The organism is Limosilactobacillus ingluviei DSM 15946, assembly GCF_001435775.1.
GTDB lineage: Bacteria > Bacillota > Bacilli > Lactobacillales > Lactobacillaceae > Limosilactobacillus > Limosilactobacillus ingluviei.
On the sequence record NZ_AZFK01000048.1, the window covers coordinates 16,537 to 40,518 of the forward strand.

Genomic DNA, 23,982 nt, shown 5'->3' on the forward strand with positions numbered 1-23,982 from the left:
ATGTGAAACCATCAATAGTAAACAGAATAAAATCAAACTGGACGCTGAAACGTCTAGGTAAAGTGGCAATGACAGTGGCTTTCACACTTGTGATTGCCATTTTTCTTTTAGCCATGCTGGGAACGGTGGTTCAAGCTGCGGGCTTGGTAGATGATACGGTCAATGTGGCAAATGAATACAGCCGATACCCACTTGAAAACTATCAACTGGATTTTTATGTGGATAATAGCTGGGGCTGGCTTCCGTGGAACTGGTCGGACGGGATTGGAAAACAGGTCATGTATGGACTATATGCCATTACCAATTTTATTTGGACAATCAGTTTGTATGTTTCCAATGCGACAGGTTACTTAGTACAGGAAGCCTATTCCTTAGACTTCATTTCCGCTACAGCAGATTCCATTGGTAAGAATATGCAGACCTTAGCTGGTGTGAGTGCAAACGGATTTTCAACAGAGGGTTTCTATGTTGGATTCCTCTTACTCTTGATTTTGGTTCTTGGGGTTTATGTTGCCTATACGGGACTGATAAAGAGAGAAACCACAAAGGCAATTCATGCCATTATGAATTTTGTGCTGGTGTTTATCCTATCGGCTTCCTTTATTGCCTACGCTCCCGACTACATTAAAAAAATCAATGACTTTTCATCAGACATCAGTAATGCCAGTTTATCACTTGGCACGAAGATTGTCATGCCCCATTCCGATAGTCAAGGCAAGGACAGCGTGGACTTAATCAGAGATAGCCTGTTTTCCATACAGGTTCAGCAACCGTGGCTACTGCTTCAATACAACAGTTCAGACATTGAAAGTATCGGTATTGACCGTGTGGAAAGCCTGCTCTCCACCAGCCCAGATTCCAACAATGGCGAAGACAGAGAAAAAATTGTTGCGGAAGAAATTGAAGACAGAAGCAATACCAATCTAACCATTACAAAGACCATTAACCGTTTAGGTACAGTCTTCTTCCTATTTGTCTTCAATATTGGGATTTCCATATTTGTATTCCTATTAACAGGAATCATGATTTTCTCGCAGGTACTTTTTATCATCTATGCTATGTTTCTGCCTGTGAGCTTTATTTTAAGCATGATTCCATCATTTGATGGTATGTCAAAACGAGCCATAACAAAGCTCTTTAATACCATTTTGACACGAGCTGGAATCACATTGATTATTACGACAGCATTTAGTATTTCAACCATGCTCTATACCTTATCGGCTGGTTATCCGTTCTTTTTGATTGCTTTTCTACAGATTGTGACCTTTGCAGGAATCTACTTCAAGCTGGGCGATTTAATGAGTATGTTTTCTCTACAGAGTAACGATTCTCAAAGTGTGGGAAGTCGTGTGATGAGAAAACCTCGTATGCTTATGCACGCTCACATGCACCGTCTACAGCGGAAACTTGGACGTTCCATGACTACTCTAGGGGCTGGGTCTGCCATTGTTACAGGTAAAAAAGGACAGTCGGGTTCGGGGAGTTCTGCAAGGACACAAGCAGATCACTCCCGACCAGACGGAAAGGAAAAATCAACACTTGGAAAACGTATCGGTCAAACCATCGGTACAGTAGCTGATACCAAAGACAGAATGGTAGACACTGCTAGTGGTTTGAAAGAACAGGTTAAAGATTTGCCGACCAATGCAAGATATGCAGTATATCAAGGAAAATCCAAAGTAAAAGAGAATGTCCGTGATTTAACCAGTAGTATTTCTCAAACCAAAGCGGACAGAGCCAGTGGACGCAAGGAACAGCAGGAACAAAGGCGAAAAACCATTGCGAAGCGTCGCTCTGAAATGGAACAGGTCAAACAGAAAAAACAGCCTGCTTCTTCTGTTCATGAAAGACCGACTACAAGACAAGAACAATATCATGATGAACAGACCTCAAAACAGTCTAATATTCAGACTTCATATAAGGAATCTCAACAAGCCAAACAAGAGCGTCCAGCAGTTAAGTTCGATTTTTCAAGTCCAAAAGTGGAACGCCAAGGCAATACCGTTCAAGAAAAAACCGTTCAAAAGCCAGCAACTTCAACCACTACAGCAGATAGAACTTCACAACGTCCAATCACAAAAGAACGTCCGTCTACTGTTCAAAGAGTACCACTACAAAATACAAGAAGTAGACCACCAATCAAAACCGCCACCATTAAGAAAGTCGGTAAGAAACCATGAAGTTGAAAACTTTAGTGATTGGTGGTTCTGGATTATTCTTGATGGTCTTCTCACTGCTTCTGTTTGTTGCCATTTTATTTTCAGATGAACAGGACAGCGGAATTTCCAATATTCATTATGGAGGTGTGAATGTTTCCGCAGAAGTGCTGGCTCATAAGCCTATGGTAGAAAAATATGCCAAAGAATATGGCGTTGAAGAATATGTCAACATACTTCTTGCGATTATACAGGTGGAATCGGGCGGTACTGCGGAAGATGTTATGCAGTCCTCGGAATCCCTCGGTCTTCCACCTAATTCATTGAGTACAGAAGAATCCATTAAGCAAGGTGTGAAGTATTTCAGTGAATTATTAGCCAGTAGCGAAAGGCTCAGTGTAGATTTAGAATCGGTTATCCAGTCCTACAATTATGGTGGTGGTTTCTTAGGGTATGTGGCTAATCGTGGAAATAAATATACCTTTGAACTGGCTCAAAGTTTCTCAAAAGAGTATTCAGGTGGCGAAAAAGTGTCTTACCCCAATCCCATAGCCATACCTATCAATGGGGGCTGGCGATACAACTATGGCAATATGTTTTATGTGCAACTGGTAACGCAGTATCTTGTCACAACAGAGTTTGATGATGATACGGTACAAGCCATCATGGACGAAGCACTGAAATATGAGGGCTGGCGATACGTTTACGGTGGAGCTTCCCCGACTACTTCTTTTGATTGTAGCGGACTGACACAATGGACGTATGGAAAAGCTGGAATTAACTTACCACGAACCGCACAACAGCAATATGATGTGACCCAGCATATCCCACTATCGGAAGCACAAGCTGGCGATTTGGTTTTCTTTCATTCTACCTATAACGCTGGCTCTTATATTACTCATGTTGGGATATACCTTGGCAATAACCGTATGTTTCATGCAGGCGACCCAATCGGTTATGCCGACTTAACAAGCCCCTACTGGCAACAGCATTTAGTGGGAGCAGGACGAATCAAACAATGAGAAAGGAAGATTTAATGATGAAATTTAGAAAAAATCAGAATAAAGAAAAACAGATACCAAAGGAAAAGAAACCTCGTGTCTATAAGGTCAATCCTCATAAAAAGGTTGTGATTGCCTTGTGGGTACTTTTAGGGCTTAGTTTCAGCTTTGCGATATTCAAGCACTTTACAGCTATAGATACTCATACTATTCACGAAACAACTATCATAGAAAAGGAATACGTTGATACTCATCATGTAGAAAATTTTGTAGAGAACTTTGCGAAAGTCTACTATTCATGGGAGCAATCCGATAAGTCCATTGATAATCGAATGGAAAGTCTAAAAGGCTATCTGACAGATGAACTTCAAGCTCTCAATGTTGATACAGTACGCAAAGATATTCCTGTATCGTCTTCTGTAAGAGGATTTCAGATATGGACGGTAGAGCCAACTGGCGACAATGAGTTTAATGTAACCTACAGTGTAGACCAGCTCATTACAGAGGGAGAAAATACAAAGACCGTCCACTCTGCTTATATAGTGAGTGTCTATGTAGATGGTTCTGGAAATATGGTACTGGTTAAGAATCCGACCATTACCAACATACCTAAGAAATCAAGTTATAAACCAAAAGCCATTGAAAGTGAGGGGACGGTTGATTCCATTACAACCAATGAAATCAATGAGTTTTTAACGACGTTCTTCAAGCTCTATCCTACAGCGACAGCCAGTGAACTTTCCTACTATGTGAATGACGGGATATTAAAACCAATCGGAAAAGAGTACATCTTTCAAGAACTGGTAAATCCTATTCACAATCGTAAGGATAATCAAGTCACGGTATCGCTGACAGTGGAGTATATCGACCAGCAGACCAAAGCAACGCAGGTATCTCAATTTGATTTGGTACTTGAAAAGAACGGGAGTAATTGGAAGATTATAGAATAACAAATATTGGTACATTATTACAGCTATTTTGTAATCACGTACTCTCTTTGATAAAAAATTGGAGATTCCTTTACAAATATGCTCTTACGTGCTATTATTTAAGTATCTATTTAAAAGGAGTTAATAAATATGCGGCAAGGTATTCTTAAATAAACTGTCAATTTGATAGTGGGAACAAATAATTGGATGTCCTTTTTTAGGAGGGCTTAGTTTTTTGTACCCAGTTTAAAAATACCTTTATCATGTGATTCTAAAGTATCCAGAGAATATCTGTATGCTTTGTATACCTATGGTTATGCATAAAAATCCCAGTGATAAAAGTATTTATCACTGGGATTTTTATGCCCTTTTGGGTTTTTGAATGGAGGAAAATCACATGAAAATTATTAATATTGGAGTTTTAGCTCATGTTGATGCAGGAAAAACTACCTTAACAGAAAGCTTATTATATAACAGTGGAGCGATTACAGAATTAGGAAGCGTGGACAAAGGTACAACGAGGACGGATAATACGCTTTTAGAACGTCAGAGAGGAATTACAATTCAGACAGGAATAACCTCTTTTCAGTGGGAAAATACGAAGGTGAACATCATAGACACGCCAGGACATATGGATTTCTTAGCAGAAGTATATCGTTCATTATCAGTTTTAGATGGGGCAATTCTACTGATTTCTGCAAAAGATGGCGTACAAGCACAAACTCGTATATTATTTCATGCACTTAGGAAAATGGGGATTCCCACAATCTTTTTTATCAATAAGATTGACCAAAATGGAATTGATTTATCAACGGTTTATCAGGATATTAAAGAGAAACTTTCTGCCGAAATTGTAATCAAACAGAAGGTAGAACTGTATCCTAATATATGTGTGACGAACTTTACCGAATCTGAACAATGGGATACGGTAATAGAGGGAAACGATGACCTTTTAGAGAAATATATGTCCGGTAAATCATTAGAAGCATTGGAACTCGAACAAGAGGAAAGCATAAGATTTCAGAATTGTTCCCTGTTCCCTGTTTATCACGGAAGTGCAAAAAGTAATATAGGGATTGATAACCTTATAGAAGTTATTACTAATAAATTTTATTCATCAACACATCGAGGTCCGTCTGAACTTTGCGGAAATGTTTTCAAAATTGAATATACAAAAAAAAGACAACGTCTTGCATATATACGCCTTTATAGTGGAGTACTACATTTACGAGATTCGGTTAGAGTATCAGAATCAGAAAAAGAAAAAATAAAAGTTACAGAAATGTATACTTCAATAAATGGTGAATTATGTAAGATTGATAGAGCTTATTCTGGAGAAATTGTTATTTTGCAAAATGAGTTTTTGAAGTTAAATAGTGTTCTTGGAGATACAAAACTATTGCCACAGAGAAAAAAGATTGAAAATCCGCACCCTCTACTACAAACAACTGTTGAACCGAGTAAACCTGAACAGAGAGAAATGTTGCTTGATGCCCTTTTGGAAATCTCAGATAGTGATCCGCTTCTACGATATTACGTGGATTCTACGACACATGAAATTATACTTTCTTTCTTAGGGAAAGTACAAATGGAAGTGATTAGTGCACTGTTGCAAGAAAAGTATCATGTGGAGATAGAACTAAAAGAGCCTACAGTCATTTATATGGAGAGACCGTTAAAAAATGCAGAATATACCATTCACATCGAAGTGCCGCCAAATCCTTTCTGGGCTTCCATTGGTTTATCTGTATCACCGCTTCCGTTGGGAAGTGGAATGCAGTATGAGAGCTCGGTTTCTCTTGGATACTTAAATCAATCATTTCAAAATGCAGTTATGGAAGGGATACGCTATGGTTGCGAACAAGGATTGTATGGTTGGAATGTGACGGACTGTAAAATCTGTTTTAAGTATGGCTTATACTATAGCCCTGTTAGTACCCCAGCAGATTTTCGGATGCTTGCTCCTATTGTATTGGAACAAGTCTTAAAAAAAGCTGGAACAGAATTGTTAGAGCCATATCTTAGTTTTAAAATTTATGCGCCACAGGAATATCTTTCACGAGCATACAACGATGCTCCTAAATATCGTGCGAACATCGTAGACACTCAATTGAAAAATAATGAGGTCATTCTTAGTGGAGAAATCCCTGCTCGGTGTATTCAAGAATATCGTAGTGATTTAACTTTCTTTACAAATGGACGTAGTGTTTGTTTAACAGAGTTAAAAGGGTACCATGTTACTACCGGTGAACCTGTTTGCCAGCCCCGTCGTCCAAATAGTCGGATAGATAAAGTACGATATATGTTCAATAAAATAACTTAGTGTATTTTATGTTGTTATATAAATATGGTTTCTTGTTAAATGTTCAACAAACGGGCCATATTGTTGTATAAGTGATGAAATACTGAATTTAAAACTTAGTTTATATGTGGTAAAATGTTTTAATCAAGTTTAGGAGGAATTAATTATGAAGTGTAATGAATGTAACAGGGTTCAATACAACCAAATTTTAATTTGGCTTTGCATTTTATCTTTTTTTAGCGTATTAAATGAAATGGTTTTGAACGTCTCATTACCTGATATTGCAAATGATTTTAATAAACCACCTGCGAGTACAAACTGGGTGAACACAGCCTTTATGTTAACCTTTTCCATTGGAACAGCTGTATATGGAAAGCTATCTGATCAATTAGGCATCAAAAGGTTACTCCTATTTGGAATTATAATAAATTGTTTCGGGTCGGTAATTGGGTTTGTTGGCCATTCTTTCTTTTCCTTACTTATTATGGCTCGTTTTATTCAAGGGGCTGGTGCAGCTGCATTTCCAGCACTCGTAATGGTTGTAGTTGCGCGCTATATTCCAAAGGAAAATAGGGGTAAAGCATTTGGTCTTATTGGATCGATAGTAGCCATGGGAGAAGGAGTCGGTCCAGCGATTGGTGGAATGATAGCCCATTATATTCATTGGTCCTATCTTCTACTCATTCCTATGATAACAATTATCACTGTTCCGTTTCTTATGAAATTATTAAAGAAAGAAGTAAGGATAAAAGGTCATTTTGATATCAAAGGAATTATACTAATGTCTGTAGGCATTGTATTTTTTATGTTGTTTACAACATCATATAGCATTTCTTTTCTTATCGTTAGCGTGCTGTCATTCCTGATATTTGTAAAACATATCAGGAAAGTAACAGATCCTTTTGTTGATCCCGGATTAGGGAAAAATATACCTTTTATGATTGGAGTTCTTTGTGGGGGAATTATATTTGGAACAGTAGCAGGGTTTGTCTCTATGGTTCCTTATATGATGAAAGATGTTTACCAGCTAAGTACTGCCGAAATCGGAAGTGTAATTATTTCCCCTGGAACAATGAGTGTCATTATTTTCGGCTACATTGGTGGGATACTTGTTGATAGAAGAGGTCCTTTATACGTGTTAAACATCGGAGTTACATTTATTTCTGTTAGCTTTTTAACTGCTTCCTTTCTTTTAGAAACAACATCATGGTTCATGACAATTATAATCGTATTTGTTTTAGGTGGGCTTTCGTTCACCAAAACAGTTATATCAACAATTGTTTCAAGTAGCTTGAAACAGCAGGAAGCTGGTGCTGGAATGAGTTTGCTTAACTTTACCAGCTTTTTATCAGAGGGAACAGGTATTGCAATTGTAGGTGGTTTATTATCCATACCCTTACTTGATCAAAGGTTGTTACCTATGGAAGTTGATCAGTCAACTTATCTGTATAGTAATTTGTTATTACTTTTTTCAGGAATCATTGTCATTAGTTGGCTGGTTACCTTGAATGTATATAAACATTCTCAAAGGGATTTCTAAATCGTTAAGGGATCAACTTTGGGAGAGAGTTCAAAATTGATCCTTTTTTTATAACAGGAATTCAAATCTTTTTGTTCCATTAAAGGGCGCGATTGCTGAATAAAAGATACGAGAGACCTCTCTTGTATCTTTTTTATTTTGAGTGGTTTTGTCCGTTACACTAGAAAACCGAAAGACAATAAAAATTTTATTCTTGCTGAGTCTGGCTTTCGGTAAGCTAGACAAAACGGACAAAATAAAAATTGGCAAGGGTTTAAAGGTGGAGATTTTTTGAGTGATCTTCTCAAAAAATACTACCTGTCCCTTGCTGATTTTTAAACGAGCACGAGAGCAAAACCCCCCTTTGCTGAGGTGGCAGAGGGCAGGTTTTTTTGTTTCTTTTTTCTCGTAAAAAAAAGAAAGGTCTTAAAGGTTTTATGGTTTTGGTCGGCACTGCCGACAGCCTCGCAGAGCACACACTTTATGAATATAAAGTATAGTGTGTTATACTTTACTTGGAAGTGGTTGCCGGAAAGAGCGAAAATGCCTCACATTTGTGCCACCTAAAAAGGAGCGATTTACATATGAGTTATGCAGTTTGTAGAATGCAAAAAGTGAAATCAGCTGGACTAAAAGGCATGCAATTTCATAATCAAAGAGAGCGAAAAAGTAGAACGAATGATGATACTGTCCCTAAGACCGTACTAACAGAAGAACAGGAAGAAAAACTGTTAGCCTTTGCAAAAGCTGATAAAACCTACAGCAAAAATTATGATGAAATTCTGATACTCTTAAAAACAGGTCTTCGTATTTCAGAGTTTGGTGGTTTGACACTTCCAGATTTAGATTTTGAGAATCGTCTTGTCAATATAGACCATCAGCTATTGAGAGATACTGAAATTGGGTACTACATTGAAACACCAAAGACCAAAAGTGGCGAACGTCAAGTTCCTATGGTTGAAGAAGCCTATCAAGCATTTAAGCGAGTGTTAGCGAATCGAAAGAATGATAAGCGTGTTGAGATTGATGGATATAGTGATTTCCTCTTTCTTAATAGAAAGAACTATCCAAAAGTGGCAAGTGATTACAACGGCATGATGAAAGGTCTTGTTAAGAAATACAATAAGTATAACGAGGATAAATTGCCACACATCACTCCACATAGTTTGCGACATACATTCTGTACCAACTATGCAAATGCAGGAATGAATCCAAAGGCATTACAGTACATTATGGGACATGCTAATATAGCCATGACGCTGAACTATTACGCACATGCAACATTCGATTCTGCAATGGCAGAAATGAAACGCTTGAATAAAGAGAAGCAACAGGAGCGTCTTGTTGCTTAGTAGTACAAATGAATTTACTACTTATTTACCACTTCTGACAGCTAAGACATGAGGAAATATGCAAAGAAACGTGAAGTATCTTCCTACAGTAAAAATACTCGAAAGCACATAGAATAAGGCTTTACGAGCATTTAAGAAAATATAAAAAGATAATTAGAAATTTATACTTTGTTTAGGCAAAAAAGCATGAAATAGCGGGAAGTATCCACTATTTCATGCTTTCAAGTTTCAGAACATAATTTTAAGGATTTCATAAGGATGGAAATGATTTTTCAAGATTCAATTTATGATTGACTAAAGTAACTTCTCATCCAACTGTATATGCAAAGAGAGGATGGTTATGAGCCATCCTACATAATATATTATCTTTTCTTCACTTTCTTTTTTGCTTTCAGATGAATCGCTTTTTCATAAGAGTATGGAATAAAGACAATCATTAACACTGATAGAAGTAGCACAGCCAACATTGTGATATATGCCACTGCATTATTTCCTTGGGGAAGAACATCATATTGGATGATCCGTAAGCCAGCAGTAACCGGGTAATAATCGCTCAATCCCCTAGGAATAAGAAAATTCCCACAAAAGCCATACATAAATGCAATACACATCATCGGATAATATCCATTCACTTTCCTAAAGCCCCATATAATCAGGGGTAAAACGGATATATAAATACACATTCCAATACCACAAACCTGCAATAAGGATTTTATTAAATGAAAAGTTGTAATTTCAGGAAGATGCAATAACGCAGCTCCGATGACAACAAAAATGAAATTTGTCAACGATAGGATAAATGCTAATACACCAATAATAATGACCTTAGCAAAGGACAATCTCTTAATCGAAACAGGCACGGTCATAATGGATTTCAATGTAGCATTACTATACTCTTGATTAAAAATCATTCCGCCTGTAATCGTAATTGAAAATGGAAAAGCTACAAAAAAGTTATTCCAAATCGCTGCCATATAGAATTCCATAAAATTACTAACTTGATTGTCCACGCTCTTTGACATTACAAATTGAACATATGTCATAAAAGCAGAAAAGAAGGCTCCGGCAAGTATGATCCAAAAGACGTTACATCTCTTGAGTTTCTTCAATTCACAAATCAATAATTGACCCATTCTCTCTTACACCTCCTTCTTTCTGTACACCAATATTCCAATGAACACTGTGATTGCGAGGAAAATCAATATATAACCTATCATCACAGGCGTTGGAACGACATATAAGTTAAACTTTTCCAAGCGTTCCTCTAAAGGAAAATATCCAAGATACCATCGAAATACCATTACAATTGGCAACACTCCTATTTTCGATTTCAGAAGCACCTCTCCTCCGGGGCCAGTGCATAAGTATGCCAATGCAAAGCAAATTACTCCATAGATAAATGACGCAATATTGGATACTGTAAAATTTTTGCCAAACGTAATGACAAATAGCACGACTGGCATGGAACAAGTAAAAATAAATACACCACTTAAAATGCTAAATAATATAAATGAAGATGCGTTCGTGGCATTTCCAATCATGAAAGCAAATAATATACTTGCACTCAGCTCTAATAAGCAGTAAATAATCGCCAGTATCATAAGCATAATACACTTTGATAGAAAGATTTTTGTCCTGCTGACCGGTACAGTCAGTATATTTTTTAAAACATCGTTTTCATCTTCTGTTAAGAAAATAATTGTCGATAACACCCCTAATACACAAGGCAAAAATAGCATTTCTCCAAATATAAATACCATTCTGAATAACATGTAAAATGCTTGTTGCTGCCTAAGAGCAAGAAACAAAACGGGAAGCGGAAAAAGGCAGGCTACACCCATTGTTAAAGTGATAAATTTTCTTCTCTTTAACTTTTGAAACTCACACAGTACCAAATCAAGCAATGCCCTCACCTCCTGTAATTTTCTTGAAGTAATCTTCTAATGATTCTTCAAATAGATAAGCCTTATGCACATCAATTCCACTTTCTACGAATGCTTTGTTCATTTTTGCGATTGGCAAATTCGTGTCGTATACCTCAATATTTTCTTTACCGGAAATCTTAAAGTTATCCGTTTTAAATACTTCCTGCAAGATTATCGAAGCCTGACCAACATCTGAAAGCTGGAACTGAATAGATACTTTATTTTTATTTTCCAATTCCTCAAGACTGGATTCCTCTAATAAAGTTCCATGGTCAATAATCCCTATATCATCTGCTACCAAAGCTATTTCCGATAGAATGTGGCTTGAAATCAAAATCGTTTTTCTTCGTTCTTCAGACAAACTTCGTATCAGTTTTCTAACTTCTGCTATTCCAATAGGATCTAACCCGTTGATAGGCTCATCTAAGATTAGCAGTTCAGGATCGTGCATGACCGCCAAAGCAATGGCAAGCCTTTGCTTCATACCAAGTGAATACTCTGAAAAAAGCTTCTTATTCTCATTGTTTAAACCAACCAGCGTCAGTGCTTCCTCTATTGCATTTTTCTTTGTGACACCACGCATTCTGGCAAACAACTTTAAATTTTCATATCCGGTCAAATTCGGATAAAATCCGGGTGTTTCAATCAAATTCCCTACTCTTGGCAAGATTTTATGCAAGTCCTTTTTTACATTCATACCGAAAACAAATGTTTCGCCCTCACTTGCTGAAGTGAGTCCAAGCAGAATTTTCATAAGGGTACTTTTACCGGCACCATTTCTACCTAATAAACCATAAATAGAACCTTGCCTCACATGAATATTAATGTCCGCCAGAGCTTTCTGCTCTCCATAGAATTTCGTTAAATGATTTGTTTCAATAATGTATTTACTCATCCCTAGACCTCCTAAGTTTTCTTATCACGGAAAAGTTTATCATCCAGACATTACACAAACCTGATAGCAACCTTGCAATAACCTTGCAATTATGAAAAGAAAATCTCACGTCCATAAGAAAAACGTGAGATTTCAACTATTTGCCAAACTCAATTTTAAAAAGCGTAAACTGATTGGGAATACTTTCTACAAGGATTGTTCCTTTCATAAGCTGAGCAAGCTCATACGCAATGGATAAGCCAAGACCACTGCTATTTCCTCTGCGTGAAGGATTACATTTATATAATCGCTCAAAAACATGACCAATGCTTTCTTCAGGAATACCAATACCGTTATCTTTAATTGTCACACTGACCTTTCCGCTATCATCATCAATCCGAATCTCTACTTTGTCGGCATGACTATGGGAAATTACATTTTGAACAATATTCCCAAATATACGGTAATACGCATTTTTATCGAGTAAAACCCTTGATGGATATTCCGGTATATCCACCATATATTCCATTTTTCTTTCTTCAAAAACGGGAATCCAGTTGACCAAATAGCTTCGAGTCAATTCATTTATATCCACACTCTCGAAGTATAAGGCATATTCCTTTGAATTTAATTTAAACCATTCAAACATACTATCTGTATAAGAGCTAAGATCCGCTGCTTTTTCTCTTATCACTTCTAAATATGCTTCTTTTTCTTCTCCAACTACAGTTCCATTTTTTATTGCATCTAAATACGCACGTATTACCGTCAGAGGTGTACGTATATCATGGGAGAAGCTTGTCAGCAGCTGATTGGTCGTTTTTTCTTTTACTCTCAGTTGCGAAATTTGATCTTCATAATCTGCAATTGTATGGTTAATGCGAAAAGCAACAGGTGATAGAAAATCTCGTGGTTTCGATAATATTCTCCTATTGCCGTTACCACTATCTACATCCATCAAAACCTCTACGATTTCATTCATGCTTTTTTTCAACTTGTAGTATTGAAAAACTCCAAAAAGAACGACAGTCAGCAAAATTATAATTACAAAAATATATAGATTCATATTAGGTCTGCCTCCTATATTTTTTATTAAATCTATAGCCGACACCCTTTACCGTTTCTATATAGTCATTCATATTTGTAACAGTTTGCAGCTTCTTTCGTAGTCTACTGATCACTGCCATGATGTTGTTATCATCGTAAATATACTCATCCTTCCATACGGATTCGTAAATAGATTGCTTCGTTAAAATTTTACCCTGATTTTTTGCTAAGAAAAATAGAATCTCATACTCCTTTGGATGTAGTTCACAGATACCGAATTCACCATGTACAGAGCGGTCATCAGGAAGGATCTTCAGACCATCAAAGCATATTTCTGCATTTACTTCTTCAATCCCATTAAATACAGTGTAGCGACGAATCAAAGATAAAATTCTAACAACAAGTTCTGGCAGCTCAAATGGTTTCGTTAGATAATCATCCGCACCGGTTCTAAATCCTTCGATTTTTAGGATACTGTCTGTTCTTGCAGTAAGCATTAGTATAGGGATATTGCTAAATTCTCGAATTTGTCGAAGGGTTTCAAAGCCGTCCATACCCGGAAGCATGACATCCAGCACAACCGCCTGATAGTTGCCAGATTTTAGCTTAGAAATTCCTTCTAACCCAGACTCGCAAAAATCCAATGCGACATCTTCCGCAGCCATAGCTTTTTTTATGACATCACATAGCCTCAAATCATCATCTATCATTAAAATATTGTTCAAATAAATCACCCCAGCCATATCATTTTATTATTTACTCTAAATATCCAAAAACTCATAAGGTTTTGCCGAAAGACAAGATTCGCAGCACTCAGCAAGATACGCATCCTTCTCCTTTAGGCTCTCTATATCCGGATATACGTTTAATACTCTGTCCCCCAGATTCCAAAAATCATATGACCAAGACTGCGGGTTTTCCCATACGTGTGGATTCCCTTTCGCCCAATCCGGAAGCTCCTTACGAACCTTGGTTGCCACTGCAAGCTGGCCTTTTGCAGTTTTGTAAATCGTATCAATCCTTATTCCACCGTCTACCGGACGTTCTACACGAGTAATCTCCATACCATAGAACATTACCTTTCTTCTTACCCCTTTTTCATAGAGGTTTAACTCAATCTTGTCATATCCTTCACTTTTGTTGCGTTGAACACTTAGAAAGTCCTGAAGTGCTTGTATCACAGCGGCAGAAACACTTCCGGCGTACTTGGCAGCATCATCAAATAGGTGTAGATCTGCTTCTGCAACATAAATATTTTTTGTAGCCATAACTATACCTCCTTATTTTTGTAACTTGTATCTGAAGTTTAGTATCTATATGATTATAAACATAATTATAATCATATAGAAGTATTTTGTCAAGATAGGCCTGTCTTTCCATCATTATGATGTTAAAGACTGTGATTCTTCACTGAATAGTGATAGCCTAATATCAAAATGCAATATATAAAGTTCTTAATTTTTACAATAGAGTAGGGTGAATTCTTATATCTCACCCTCTCATTACACCGTACGTACGGGTCTCGTATACGGCGTTACATCATTATAGACTCAAGCGTTGTTTCTCATATAGTACTTTAGTGGGTTGATTAGTGCGTTTTTGTTCCCTAATTTTCTTCTCTAGCACTTCTGGCAATAGAAGGAAGTTGACGACGCTCATCCCACATTGTCTATATAATCCTAATCTACTGTTCGCTACTTGTCGTATTTATTCATCAGATATATTAACACTTTAGATGGTTTCTTAGTTGGCTCAGGCGCTTATACTTAGTCTTGGGCCTTTTCCACATTTTCATGATACTTTCTGAGATTAATCCATCATCCATCATCCATTATCCCTACTCTTAGAAAGTTTCTGATAAGGTTATGTGTTGGCGCTTTGTTAAACTTTTCTCTTAAGATTGATATTAGCTTATCATGGTTTACTGTTTCGAAATATTTCTCAATATCTATATCAATGATCCATTCATATCCTTCGTTTAGATATAGGGTAGTCTGTTCTATAGCCATATAATCACTCTGATTTGGTCTAAAACCATAACTGTATTCGCTAAAATATCTTTCATATCCTTTAGATAGTACTTGTGCAACAGCTTATTGCACTATTCTGTCTACAACAGTGGGAATACCTAAGGGTGGTGTGGGCCCTGTTAAGTAGATACTAAAAAAATATAAAATTTATGCAGCTTGATTTCGGTATTCTACCAGAGTTAGGCTGTTTAATTTCCATTGATAACTTTTAGTGTTGTAGTAAGTAACATAGTCGTTAATACCAGCTACTAATTCTTTATAGGTTGTGAAAGTCTTGTCGTAGTGATACTCATCTTTAAAGTGGCTCTAAAAACTTTCCATAGGTGCGTTATCAATACATCTACCTACTCGTGACATACTACGAGTTATCCCCGCTTTAGCTACCTCACGGGCATATTCTTTTGATGTGTACTGAAAACCACGGTCGCTATGTAGTATGGGGGTTGCCTCAGGATTTTTGTCTAAAGCTTGGTGAAGAGTCTTCATAACTAAAGGATTATCGTTAGTTTTACTTACAACCCAACTTATTATCTGACCTCCACATAAATCTTTTATAGTGCTAAAATAGGCTTTATACTCCTTTTTTCCATACTTCAAGAAAGTAACAAGAGGGCATTCTCCACTTCTAAGCGTTGAATTTTAGCTTTGGCTTCACGAAGCTCCAATTCCAGTTTTCGGAATCCGTTAATTCGGACAAATCACGCTTCTCAAACTGTTTACCCTGATTATCCTTGAGTCCATTTTTCCCTTTAGCGAGATATTTTTTAACCCAGTTATATACTTGTTGGTAAAAAACGTTATACTTCTTGGCAGTAGCGGAATAATTTTTATCATGTTCAATGGTATATATGGTAATTTCAATCCGTTCTTCAAATGTTGTTTTACGTCCAGCTTTCATTCGCGTAGATCCTCCGTTAGTGGCTTTGATTTCTTTACCACTATTATACTGAGAAATCCATCTCCGTAGTACAGAATCAAAAGAGATATTGTATTTAACACAACATTCTAATGATGAAAATTTTCCTGATAAATAATTACTAACAACTGCACGTTTAAGTTCTAGCGGATATTTTCTCTGTGTATGTGACTTTTTTAATCCATCTATACCATTATTTTGTAAGAGCTAATCCAAATTTTCAATGTAGGAACTATAGTCCCAAACTTTCTAGCTACTTCAGTGTAGAAATAATTTCCAGATAAATACATCTCAACAGTTTCAATACGTTGTTTCCATGTGAAATTTGTTCTTTTTGACAATATAAAAACCCCCTTCAGAGTAAGATACAGAATTTACATATTTCTGTGTCTACTCTAAAGGGAGCATATCATATTCAGTTGTAAAGGACTTTTATATATTTTTTCGATTTTGGGGTAAAAAAAAAGTGAGCAACTGTTTTTCGACTGCTCACTATAGCTTTATTATTCTATAGACTAGAATTTACTTATTTCAAACTGAAGAAATTTATGGCCGTTTTGTAATGATATATAACTTATTTCTTAAAAACAATAATGTGATACTAATATAAAGTACCCATACTCCTGGAAGCAATATCATATAAATCAAATGATTTGAAATATACTGCCTAATAGAAGATATCCCCATAATTGCAATGAATATGAATGTAAGGAGCAACATTAGATATGTACAAATTAGCCAAACCGTATTGAGTTTATACTCAATAAAAAATTCTCCATCTTCATTTAACTTGAGTATATTACTTCTGATTCCAAAAAAATCCTTTACATAAACTTCGTCCTGTGCTTCATCTGTTTTAAATTGGTTATCAATTAAAACCCCAATTCTCCCTTTAACTTTTCCATTAATTACAAAATATTTGGTGCTTCGATCATCAATAAATGTAAAATTTCTTTTTACATGAATCGTCTTCATAACGTGTACCTCCTGAATTTAATCATTGAATTTCCTTGTAACACAAACTTTTACTGTCAAGGGCGGAATGAAATTGTACAAAAATGGCGGTTTAAATTGTACAATTTCATATCCACTTATCCTTTAGATTGTTCTTCTGAAACTTGAAAGCATGAAATAGCGGGAAGTATCCACTATTTCATGCTTTCAAGTTTCAGAAACTAATTTAATGCAGTGATATCCCGCTTATATCAAGGGAATAGGGAATTTTTATGCTCTTTTTTGCTTTCAAGTTTCAGAAAATAATTTAAAATTGCGGGATCAGTGGACAACCAAACAGGTGCCCCACTATGGCTTACGGAAGTTAGGGCTTGGCGTTGCGTCCGTATTGCTGTCGACTACTATTTATGGCGTTTTGACGGCACAAGCGGATGTTAACCACACATCAATCGCTACAGGCGCAAGCGCTCATACGGTTGATACAAATGAGTATCATTTTGATAACAAATTATATCAAAATGATAAATCAAGTTTAAGCATTAGCTCAACCAACGATCCAAAAATCGATTCGCCATCAGCAACACAAGCATCCCCCCAACCACAATCGCCTGCCTCATCCCCTGCCCGCCCGTCACTTACGAAAACCAATACAACAACCTCCCCGGTCGCTGCTATCAAAAATGAACAACCTGCAACAAGACGCAGTGTTTCCCCTCAATTAACCCATGCCCCGGCAATTAAGCTGGCCCAAGTCAATCAGCCAGCTGCGCAACCAGCCCAAACCCAAGACCCGGGCTTTATCAAAGCGGGGAGTGTCTCCCCGTCCGGAGGGATGGATTCCAACGAAATCATTAAGGAAGCCCAAGACTTGGGGCTGAATGCGGTAACCGTGTCGCTACTGACCGACTTTGGTGACTTGCATGGTAGTGATCCATATATCGCCCAAAAGGATTGGGATAAAATGGTCGAAAACGTCAATGCCTTGCAAGCTAAAGGGTATAAAGTCATCATCCAACTCTACCCGGTGGTCAACCAACTGCGAGATGTTGAAACCGCTTGGGCCCCAAGTAATAAAGATCAATTCTTTGCTAAGTATGATCAATTGTTAGAGCGCACAGCTAAGTTTGCCGAACAAAACCACGTCTACGGGATGTATATGGCCACCAATCTGATCCAGACCGAACAGTACGAAGATGACTGGGAAACGGCGATTCAAAAGGTCCGGGCTCTCTACCATGGCCAAATCTTTTTCCGGACCAACTGGTGGTACTATGCCGATTGGGCATCGGATACCGTGACCAACTATAACAACATGCTGAACCGGAAGTTCTGGAAAGACGTTGATGTGATTGCGATTGCGGCCTACTTCGAACTGACTGACAAGGCTAATCCAACTTCCGAAGATTTACAAAAAGCCCTCTATGACGTGCCCTATAATAATCGGCACCAAAATATCGTAGCGCAAATCCAAGCTTTGCATGACAAATGGCAGAAACCGATTTTCTTCGGTGAGTTGGGGATTCCTCCCTACGCCAAAGCCGCCGCCAGCCCGTGGGATAACGGGCCGGCCCAACACACGCCGAGCAATGACCAAGTTGTTGCCAACTGGTTCGATGCTTTTTACAAGGTCTTTGCTAAGTACGACTGGTGGAAAGGCTACTCCATTTTCACCATTGACGATAATGGTTCTTGGTATAACCCCTATAACCACCCAGCGGCTACCACAATCAAGAATCAGTCCATTGAAGAGACGGCTGCATACAAAGCTGCCCAGCCCAAAACGCAAGATGTTTCCGCCACTGATCCCGGGGCCAAAACCAATGTGACGCGGACCATTAACGTCACCAACCCGCTGACGAAACAGGTCACCACCGTTACCCAAACCGTGAAGTTCAAACGGACAGCAACCAAAGACCTGAGCACGAATAAGGTTAGTTATGGCAATTGGCAGGTGGATGGCAATAGCCAATGGGCGGCCTATACCCCACCGGCCGTCGCTGGTTATACGCCGAACCCCGCAACTGTGAGTGCAGTGACCCCAAACGCAAACAGCGGGAAACAAACGATTAATGTTACCTACACCGCTAATGCCCAGACGGCCACCATCAAGTACGTTGATGATGACAAAGGTGGGGCCCAAGTGGGGGCTACTCAAACTATCAAGGGCCCAACTGGCAGTAAAGTAGCCACGGGAATCAAAGCTCCGACTAATTATCAAATTGTGGGGACCGCCCCAGCTGAATACACTTTTACCAGCGCAGGCAACCAACAACTGACGGTCCACCTTAAGCACCAAACCCAAACCGTTACCGATCAACGGACGATTACCCGGACGGTTAATTATACTGATCCCGCAACTAAGCAAACGAAGACAGTTACCAAGCAAAGTGTTATCTTAAAGCGGACGGGGACCAAAGACTTGGTGACCAACGGTACGAATTGGCAAGGCTGGTCCACCGGCCAATGGGCAGCCGTAAGCGCCCCGGTAATTGCCGGTTATCAAGTTACCAACCCTACTGCCGCCGGGGCAATGAAGGTGACGGACAGCACTAAAGATCAAACAGTAACTTTCACCTATTCGGCGGCAACGCAAGTGCTGATGATCAAATTCGTCGATGACCAAAAGGCTCAACAACTGGTTAAAACGGAAACCCAGACCGGGGCTACGAACACCAAGGTGACACTGGGCATTGTCGCCCCAGCAAATTACCAATTCAGCGGGGCCATCCCCACTGACTACACCTTTACCGGACAAGCAGGGCAAACCTTAACGATTCACCTGCGCCATGCTGAACAGACTGTATCGGAGCAACACCAAGTCAAACGGCTGGTGAACTACCAAGATCCCACAACCAAGCAGCTTAAACCAGTCACCACCCAAACGGTCACTTTAAAGCGGACGGGGGTGAAAGACCTCGTTACCAATGCCACGAATTGGCAACCATGGTCAACGGATCAGTTTAAGGCTGTCAACGCCCCAACTATCAAAGGCTATCAGGTCGCTAACGCTGACGCCGCCCCCGTTTTGCCGGTTACCTCAACTAGCCCGGACCAAACTGTAACCTTTACTTACCGGGCCGCAAACCAGACCTTAACAATTAAGTACGTTGATGATGATCATCAAGGTCAGGTCGTCAAAACCGACACCGTGACCGGAACAACAGGAGCTAAGCAACAATTAACGCTCAGTGTGCCCGCAAACTATCAAGCCACTGGAACATTGCCGACCAGCTATACATTTACCGGGGCAGATGACTTGTTGACGATTCATTTGCGCCACCTCGTTACAGCGGTTAAAGATACTAAGCAGGTCACCCGGACCATCAACTATCGGGATCCCCTCACTCAGACAGTTAAGCCAGTCACTACCCAAACAGTGACCTTGCAACGGAACGGCAAGACTGATCACGTAACGAAGCAAACCACTTGGGACAACTGGACGACAGATCACTTTGCCGCCGTCACCCCACCAACCATTAAGGGGTACCACGTTATGAATGGGACATCAGCACCCGCTATGACGGTTGGCAGTCAAACCGCTAATCAAACCGTAACCTTCGAATACACGGCTGATCAAAGCGAGCCAACCAACCCTACCGACCATGATGATCACGAAACCATCCCCCGGACCTTAACCCTCTCAATTCGCTATCTGGATGACGATCAAGCACAAGCACAAGTTGGCCCGGTTAAGGCCATTACAGGAATGACGGGCCAAACGGTGACCCTTCCGATCCAAGCCCCAGTCAACTACCTGCTTGTTGGTAACTACCCGACTACGTATCGCTTTGACGGAGAGGTTGATCCCGCTCCCCTGCTAGTCCATTTAAAACATCAAATCCGGCCCGTACACGAGCAAAAAACGGTGACCCGGACCATTAACTATCTTGACCCGCAAAGTGGCGCTAATCGCCTCCTAACGACGCAGACGGCCACGTTAAACCGGACAGGTAATCAAGACCTCGTCACCCAACAAACTTCTTGGCAGGCTTGGTCAACAGCGCAATTAGTGGCTGTTCCAGCCCCAACAATTACTGGCTACACACCCGTCACTACGGTTCCAGCCTTAACTGTCGATGGACAAACCACAGACCAAACGATTACGATTCGCTACCAAGCTACCACTGACTCTAGCAAAATTGACCAGCCGGGGGATGAAGGTAACAACAGCCACACTGTACAACCACCCGTTGACAACTCTGATACTACAACCACCCCACCGGACAACCCCGATCAATCCGAACAAGGCAACGGTAAGCCGGGTAATCATGAGAATCCCGACAATTCGAATTCGGCTAATTCCGGTGATCCTGCCGATGGGCAAAACAAGCCCTCAACGGACAACCAGTCCGGTGATTCTGATGAGCAACCTACGCCGGCTACCCAAACATTGCTAATCCAATATCGGGATGAAGCGGACCAAGTAATCCAAACCCTGTCAATCCAAGGAACCATTGGGCAGACCTTATCACTTCCGCAAACCTTCCCATCAGGGTGGCAATTAGCCCCAACTGCGACCTTGCCACTGACGGTTACCCTCCAAGCTGACCAACCCCCACTGGTTGTTCCAATCGTCCACCGCCATCAAGTTGTCGACAAGGATCACTTACCACTTGGCGTGGCCTTGGCGGACCTCCAGAAAGAGGTAACGCGGACCATCAAGTACCAAACACCTCATGGGGCTCAACAAACCACGCAAATCGCCAATCTGACCCGGACTGGGGATGTTGACCTGGTCACGATGCACGTTACCTTCGGGCCTTGGTCCACCGCCAGCTGGCCGGCCTTTTCCCTCCCAACCATTCCGGGGTACACCGTTACAGATGCTGGTTACCCAATCACCCCAGTAACTGGCACCACCCAAGACACGACGCTTACCTTACCGGCGGATGTTTATCAAGCTGCCCCCCAAAGCGCCGTCATTGAATTTGTTGATACCAATAACTCAAATAAGGTTATCGCTACCCAAGCACTAAATGGCGTTACGGGGCAAACCATCCCCCTCACCTATCAAGTTCCTACCGGCTGGCAACTGGAACCGGGGCAAGACCTGCCTCGAACGTTGACCTTCGCAGCGCAAGGTAATCCTACTTTCACGGTCTTTATCCAAGCTTTCTCGTCTGACTTGACTCCTTCTCAGCCAAGCAATGAGGAAAACGTCGATAAGCCTACCCAGCACGATGACGCACGTGTTCCTGATTCCAACAATTCGGCAACCATGGCCGGTACGACTAGCAATCCATCCCCTTCGACAAGCAGTCGCGGGGATGATGTTAATACACCGCCTTCAGCGTCTATCATCGGCTCCTCTATCAGCAGCGGTAGCTCTGCTTTAGCCGCTAACTTTATGGCACGCAGTCAGCCACTTGGCTTTGTCTCCAGTTACCATGGTGGTACTGAGCTCCCGCAGACTGGGGATGGTACCTCTGACAATATTGCTTTGCTTGGAGCTTCGTTAACTAGTTGTCTTGCCCTGTTGGGAATCGCTAATTCTCATAGTCATAGAAAGCGAGATAATCATGACAAAAAATATTATGCAATTATTCAGACAAGAATTAATAAAACAACAGAAAAAAGGATCCGTTAATAATCGTCACTCATATAAATTGAAAACAGGTCATAAAGCTGATTACACAAGAATCTATTCTCATCGCAGTTACGAAATTCACTGGAAACGAGCTCAGACTTTTGCGATTTGGTTAAAAGAACAGACTCTCATTCGTTCGATGGACGAAATCACACGAGACGTTGCTATTCAGTACCTTATTTATCAACGAGATAAGGGGCTCAGCGCAAGTACGCTCAATGCTGACGCCTTAATGATTAATCACTTAATGATTGGATCTCAATACTGGAAGCCTGAAGAAAGAATCATTAAATCTAAAATTAGTGGAATGCCTAAAAGAAGCTATTTAGAGCGGAGAAATAAGTTGCTAACTTCTGATGAATGGCGGCGATTTTATCCTGATCGTTATCAACGATATCGTGATGAGATAGACACTATACGAGCTTTTGGATTGCGACGCCGCGAAATGTTTTCTGTTCATTCTCAGGCAAAATCTGAAGGATTTGGTCCTCAATCTGTCTACCGTGATGAAAGTGGTCGCTTATTAGCCCTGGTACGCGGAAAAGGAGGTAAAATTCGTCTTGCTCCAGTAAGAGATGCTCTATGTAATCGTATGGAAGAACTTTACGGTTGCTATGCCTATCCTGTAACTGAAGAATTGCTAAAAAAAGAAGTATACCATCGTCATATGCGCGCAAATAAACCATTCTACGTTGATATGCCACACTCTATTCCCGCTCACATTTTCCGGGCTGAATATGCTCAAGAAAGGCTGAAAGAGCTTGATAAGGTGGCGTATAGTGGCACTCGCACCGTTAAAACTTATGTACGTAATGGTCACAAGCCTGACGGTAGATGGCATTGGGTTGCGTCAACCAAAGAAATTAATCTTTCAGATAACTGGCAGGTAGGAGCATACAAAGCGCAGTATGGAGCATTCTTCGAATTGAGTAAAGAACTTGGTCATAATAGGCTTGATGTTTTGCATCATTACTTAGGTGTTGGACGTTAAATATCCGTACTAGAAAAGCCCTATAAGCATTCGTATTGTAGATGCTTATAGGGCTTGTCTGGTTAAAACCAGAGGCCGTGGTCCCCCTCATGGGAGAAGTTAGCAATTTTAGCCTAGTTGGGTCATGGGTTACAATTCCCGGTTGGCCTCGGACTTAATGGCAATAGTGCGGCTTATATCCTAGCACAAACCTTAACTTTATTCTATCTCAAAGTGGCGAAAAAGTCATTCTACGATGATAATTAGTTCAAGCAGTCGCCAACTAAAAAAATAAGTGCTACAATATTTATGTAAAGAGGCCGCTTTAAAGGCGGTGGCTTAGTGACAAGAAACGATTAGAAAACCGTCCTGAAACCTGCCAAAGTTATCAAGGGACGGTTTTCTAATGCACTGAAATCA

The 23,982-nt window shown here is 39.9% G+C and carries 16 protein-coding genes and 5 pseudogenes; 10 read left to right on the top strand and 11 right to left on the bottom strand.

Annotation, left to right across the window (positions count from 1 at the left end):
* Positions 1 to 2 precede the first annotated feature (2 nt).
* The 7 genes and pseudogenes from FC43_RS06495 to FC43_RS06520 all read left to right on the top strand — a co-directional run.
* Entirely contained in the window at positions 3 to 2,180 is a 2,178-nt protein-coding gene (locus FC43_RS06495) for a CD3337/EF1877 family mobilome membrane protein (protein ID WP_056955034.1), read from the top strand.
* On the top strand, positions 2,177 to 3,178 hold the full coding sequence (locus tag FC43_RS06500; protein WP_000769868.1) for a bifunctional lytic transglycosylase/C40 family peptidase: 1,002 nt from the start codon (positions 2,177 to 2,179) through the stop codon (positions 3,176 to 3,178). Before FC43_RS06495 ends, FC43_RS06500 begins: the two co-directional genes overlap by 4 nt.
* Positions 3,175 to 4,107, top strand: a complete 933-nt coding sequence (locus FC43_RS06505) for a conjugal transfer protein (RefSeq protein WP_001224318.1) — start codon at positions 3,175 to 3,177, stop codon at positions 4,105 to 4,107. The genes FC43_RS06500 and FC43_RS06505 overlap by 4 nt, the downstream gene beginning before the upstream one ends.
* A 313-nt stretch (positions 4,108 to 4,420) precedes the next feature.
* A pseudogene (locus tag FC43_RS11575) lies at positions 4,421 to 4,468 on the top strand (hypothetical protein); the annotation flags it as partial.
* Positions 4,469 to 4,483: 15 nt separating this feature from the next.
* Entirely contained in the window at positions 4,484 to 6,409 is a 1,926-nt protein-coding gene (tet(M), locus tag FC43_RS06510) for a tetracycline resistance ribosomal protection protein Tet(M) (RefSeq protein WP_056955036.1), read from the top strand.
* Positions 6,410 to 6,554: 145 nt separating this feature from the next.
* Entirely contained in the window at positions 6,555 to 7,928 is a 1,374-nt protein-coding gene (gene tet(L), locus FC43_RS06515; protein WP_056955038.1) for a tetracycline efflux MFS transporter Tet(L), read from the top strand.
* Positions 7,929 to 8,572: 644 nt separating this feature from the next.
* Positions 8,573 to 9,259 (top strand): annotated as a pseudogene (locus FC43_RS06520) (site-specific integrase); the annotation flags it as partial.
* 362 nt (positions 9,260 to 9,621) lie between these two features.
* On the opposite strand, the gene FC43_RS06525 reads toward FC43_RS06520, so the two are convergent.
* The 11 genes and pseudogenes from FC43_RS06525 to FC43_RS06565 form a co-directional block, all read right to left on the bottom strand.
* Entirely contained in the window at positions 9,622 to 10,392 is a 771-nt protein-coding gene (locus FC43_RS06525; protein ID WP_056955040.1) for an ABC transporter permease, read from the bottom strand.
* Between the two features lie 6 nt (positions 10,393 to 10,398).
* On the bottom strand, positions 10,399 to 11,163 hold the full coding sequence (locus FC43_RS06530; protein WP_056955042.1) for an ABC transporter permease: 765 nt from the start codon (positions 11,161 to 11,163) through the stop codon (positions 10,399 to 10,401).
* A complete protein-coding gene (locus FC43_RS06535) occupies positions 11,156 to 12,079 on the bottom strand; it encodes an ABC transporter ATP-binding protein (protein WP_056955044.1) in 924 nt (307 codons plus the stop codon). Before FC43_RS06535 ends, FC43_RS06530 begins: the two co-directional genes overlap by 8 nt.
* 136 nt (positions 12,080 to 12,215) lie before the next feature.
* A complete protein-coding gene (locus FC43_RS06540) occupies positions 12,216 to 13,124 on the bottom strand; it encodes a sensor histidine kinase (RefSeq protein ID WP_056955046.1) in 909 nt (302 codons plus the stop codon).
* A 1-nt stretch (position 13,125) separates the two neighbouring features.
* The gene (locus FC43_RS06545; RefSeq protein ID WP_477218337.1) at positions 13,126 to 13,839 is read right to left on the bottom strand and encodes a response regulator transcription factor; all 714 of its coding nucleotides are present in this window, start codon (positions 13,837 to 13,839) and stop codon (positions 13,126 to 13,128) included.
* Positions 13,840 to 13,866: 27 nt separating this feature from the next.
* A complete protein-coding gene (locus FC43_RS06550) occupies positions 13,867 to 14,373 on the bottom strand; it encodes an EXLDI protein (protein ID WP_056955050.1) in 507 nt (168 codons plus the stop codon).
* 549 nt (positions 14,374 to 14,922) lie between these two features.
* A pseudogene (locus FC43_RS11390) lies at positions 14,923 to 15,162 on the bottom strand (group II intron reverse transcriptase/maturase); the annotation flags it as partial.
* Between the two features lie 120 nt (positions 15,163 to 15,282).
* A pseudogene (locus tag FC43_RS11580) lies at positions 15,283 to 15,426 on the bottom strand (IS3 family transposase); the annotation flags it as partial.
* Positions 15,427 to 15,441: 15 nt separating this feature from the next.
* On the bottom strand, positions 15,442 to 15,732 hold the full coding sequence (locus tag FC43_RS11585; protein ID WP_082611472.1) for a DDE-type integrase/transposase/recombinase: 291 nt from the start codon (positions 15,730 to 15,732) through the stop codon (positions 15,442 to 15,444).
* 28 nt (positions 15,733 to 15,760) lie between these two features.
* Positions 15,761 to 16,033 carry a helix-turn-helix domain-containing protein gene (locus FC43_RS11085; RefSeq protein WP_056955054.1) on the bottom strand — a complete coding sequence of 91 codons (273 nt, stop codon included), beginning with the start codon at positions 16,031 to 16,033 and terminating at the stop codon, positions 15,761 to 15,763.
* Positions 16,034 to 16,597: 564 nt separating this feature from the next.
* Positions 16,598 to 17,026, bottom strand: a complete 429-nt coding sequence (locus FC43_RS06565; protein ID WP_056955056.1) for a hypothetical protein — start codon at positions 17,024 to 17,026, stop codon at positions 16,598 to 16,600.
* 319 nt (positions 17,027 to 17,345) lie between these two features.
* Between FC43_RS06565 and FC43_RS11590 the strand changes: the two are divergent.
* From FC43_RS11590 to FC43_RS06575, 3 genes and pseudogenes are all read left to right on the top strand, one after another.
* A pseudogene (locus FC43_RS11590) lies at positions 17,346 to 17,411 on the top strand (YSIRK-type signal peptide-containing protein); the annotation flags it as partial.
* Positions 17,412 to 17,837: 426 nt separating this feature from the next.
* A complete protein-coding gene (locus FC43_RS06570) occupies positions 17,838 to 22,592 on the top strand; it encodes a mucin-binding protein (RefSeq protein WP_156648316.1) in 4,755 nt (1,584 codons plus the stop codon).
* Positions 22,525 to 23,583, top strand: a complete 1,059-nt coding sequence (locus tag FC43_RS06575) for a hypothetical protein (protein ID WP_156648318.1) — start codon at positions 22,525 to 22,527, stop codon at positions 23,581 to 23,583. Before FC43_RS06570 ends, FC43_RS06575 begins: the two co-directional genes overlap by 68 nt.
* Positions 23,584 to 23,982 lie beyond the last annotated feature (399 nt).

Bases quoted from the DNA above. Each gene is read 5' to 3' on its own strand.
- FC43_RS06500 (WP_000769868.1), top strand. From the start codon at position 2,177: ATGAAGTTGAAAACTTTAGTGATTGGTGGTTCTGGATTATTCTTGATG.
- FC43_RS06505 (WP_001224318.1), top strand. From the start codon at position 3,175: ATGAGAAAGGAAGATTTAATGATGAAATTTAGAAAAAATCAGAATAAA.
- FC43_RS06525 (WP_056955040.1), bottom strand. From the start codon at position 10,392: ATGGGTCAATTATTGATTTGTGAATTGAAGAAACTCAAGAGATGTAAC.
- FC43_RS06535 (WP_056955044.1), bottom strand. From the start codon at position 12,079: ATGAGTAAATACATTATTGAAACAAATCATTTAACGAAATTCTATGGA.
- FC43_RS06540 (WP_056955046.1), bottom strand. From the start codon at position 13,124: ATGAATCTATATATTTTTGTAATTATAATTTTGCTGACTGTCGTTCTT.
- FC43_RS06550 (WP_056955050.1), bottom strand. From the start codon at position 14,373: ATGGCTACAAAAAATATTTATGTTGCAGAAGCAGATCTACACCTATTT.
- FC43_RS11085 (WP_056955054.1), bottom strand. From the start codon at position 16,033: ATGAAAGCTGGACGTAAAACAACATTTGAAGAACGGATTGAAATTACC.
- FC43_RS06565 (WP_056955056.1), bottom strand. From the start codon at position 17,026: ATGAAGACGATTCATGTAAAAAGAAATTTTACATTTATTGATGATCGA.
- FC43_RS06570 (WP_156648316.1), top strand. From the start codon at position 17,838: ATGGATTCCAACGAAATCATTAAGGAAGCCCAAGACTTGGGGCTGAAT.
- FC43_RS06575 (WP_156648318.1), top strand. From the start codon at position 22,525: ATGACAAAAAATATTATGCAATTATTCAGACAAGAATTAATAAAACAA.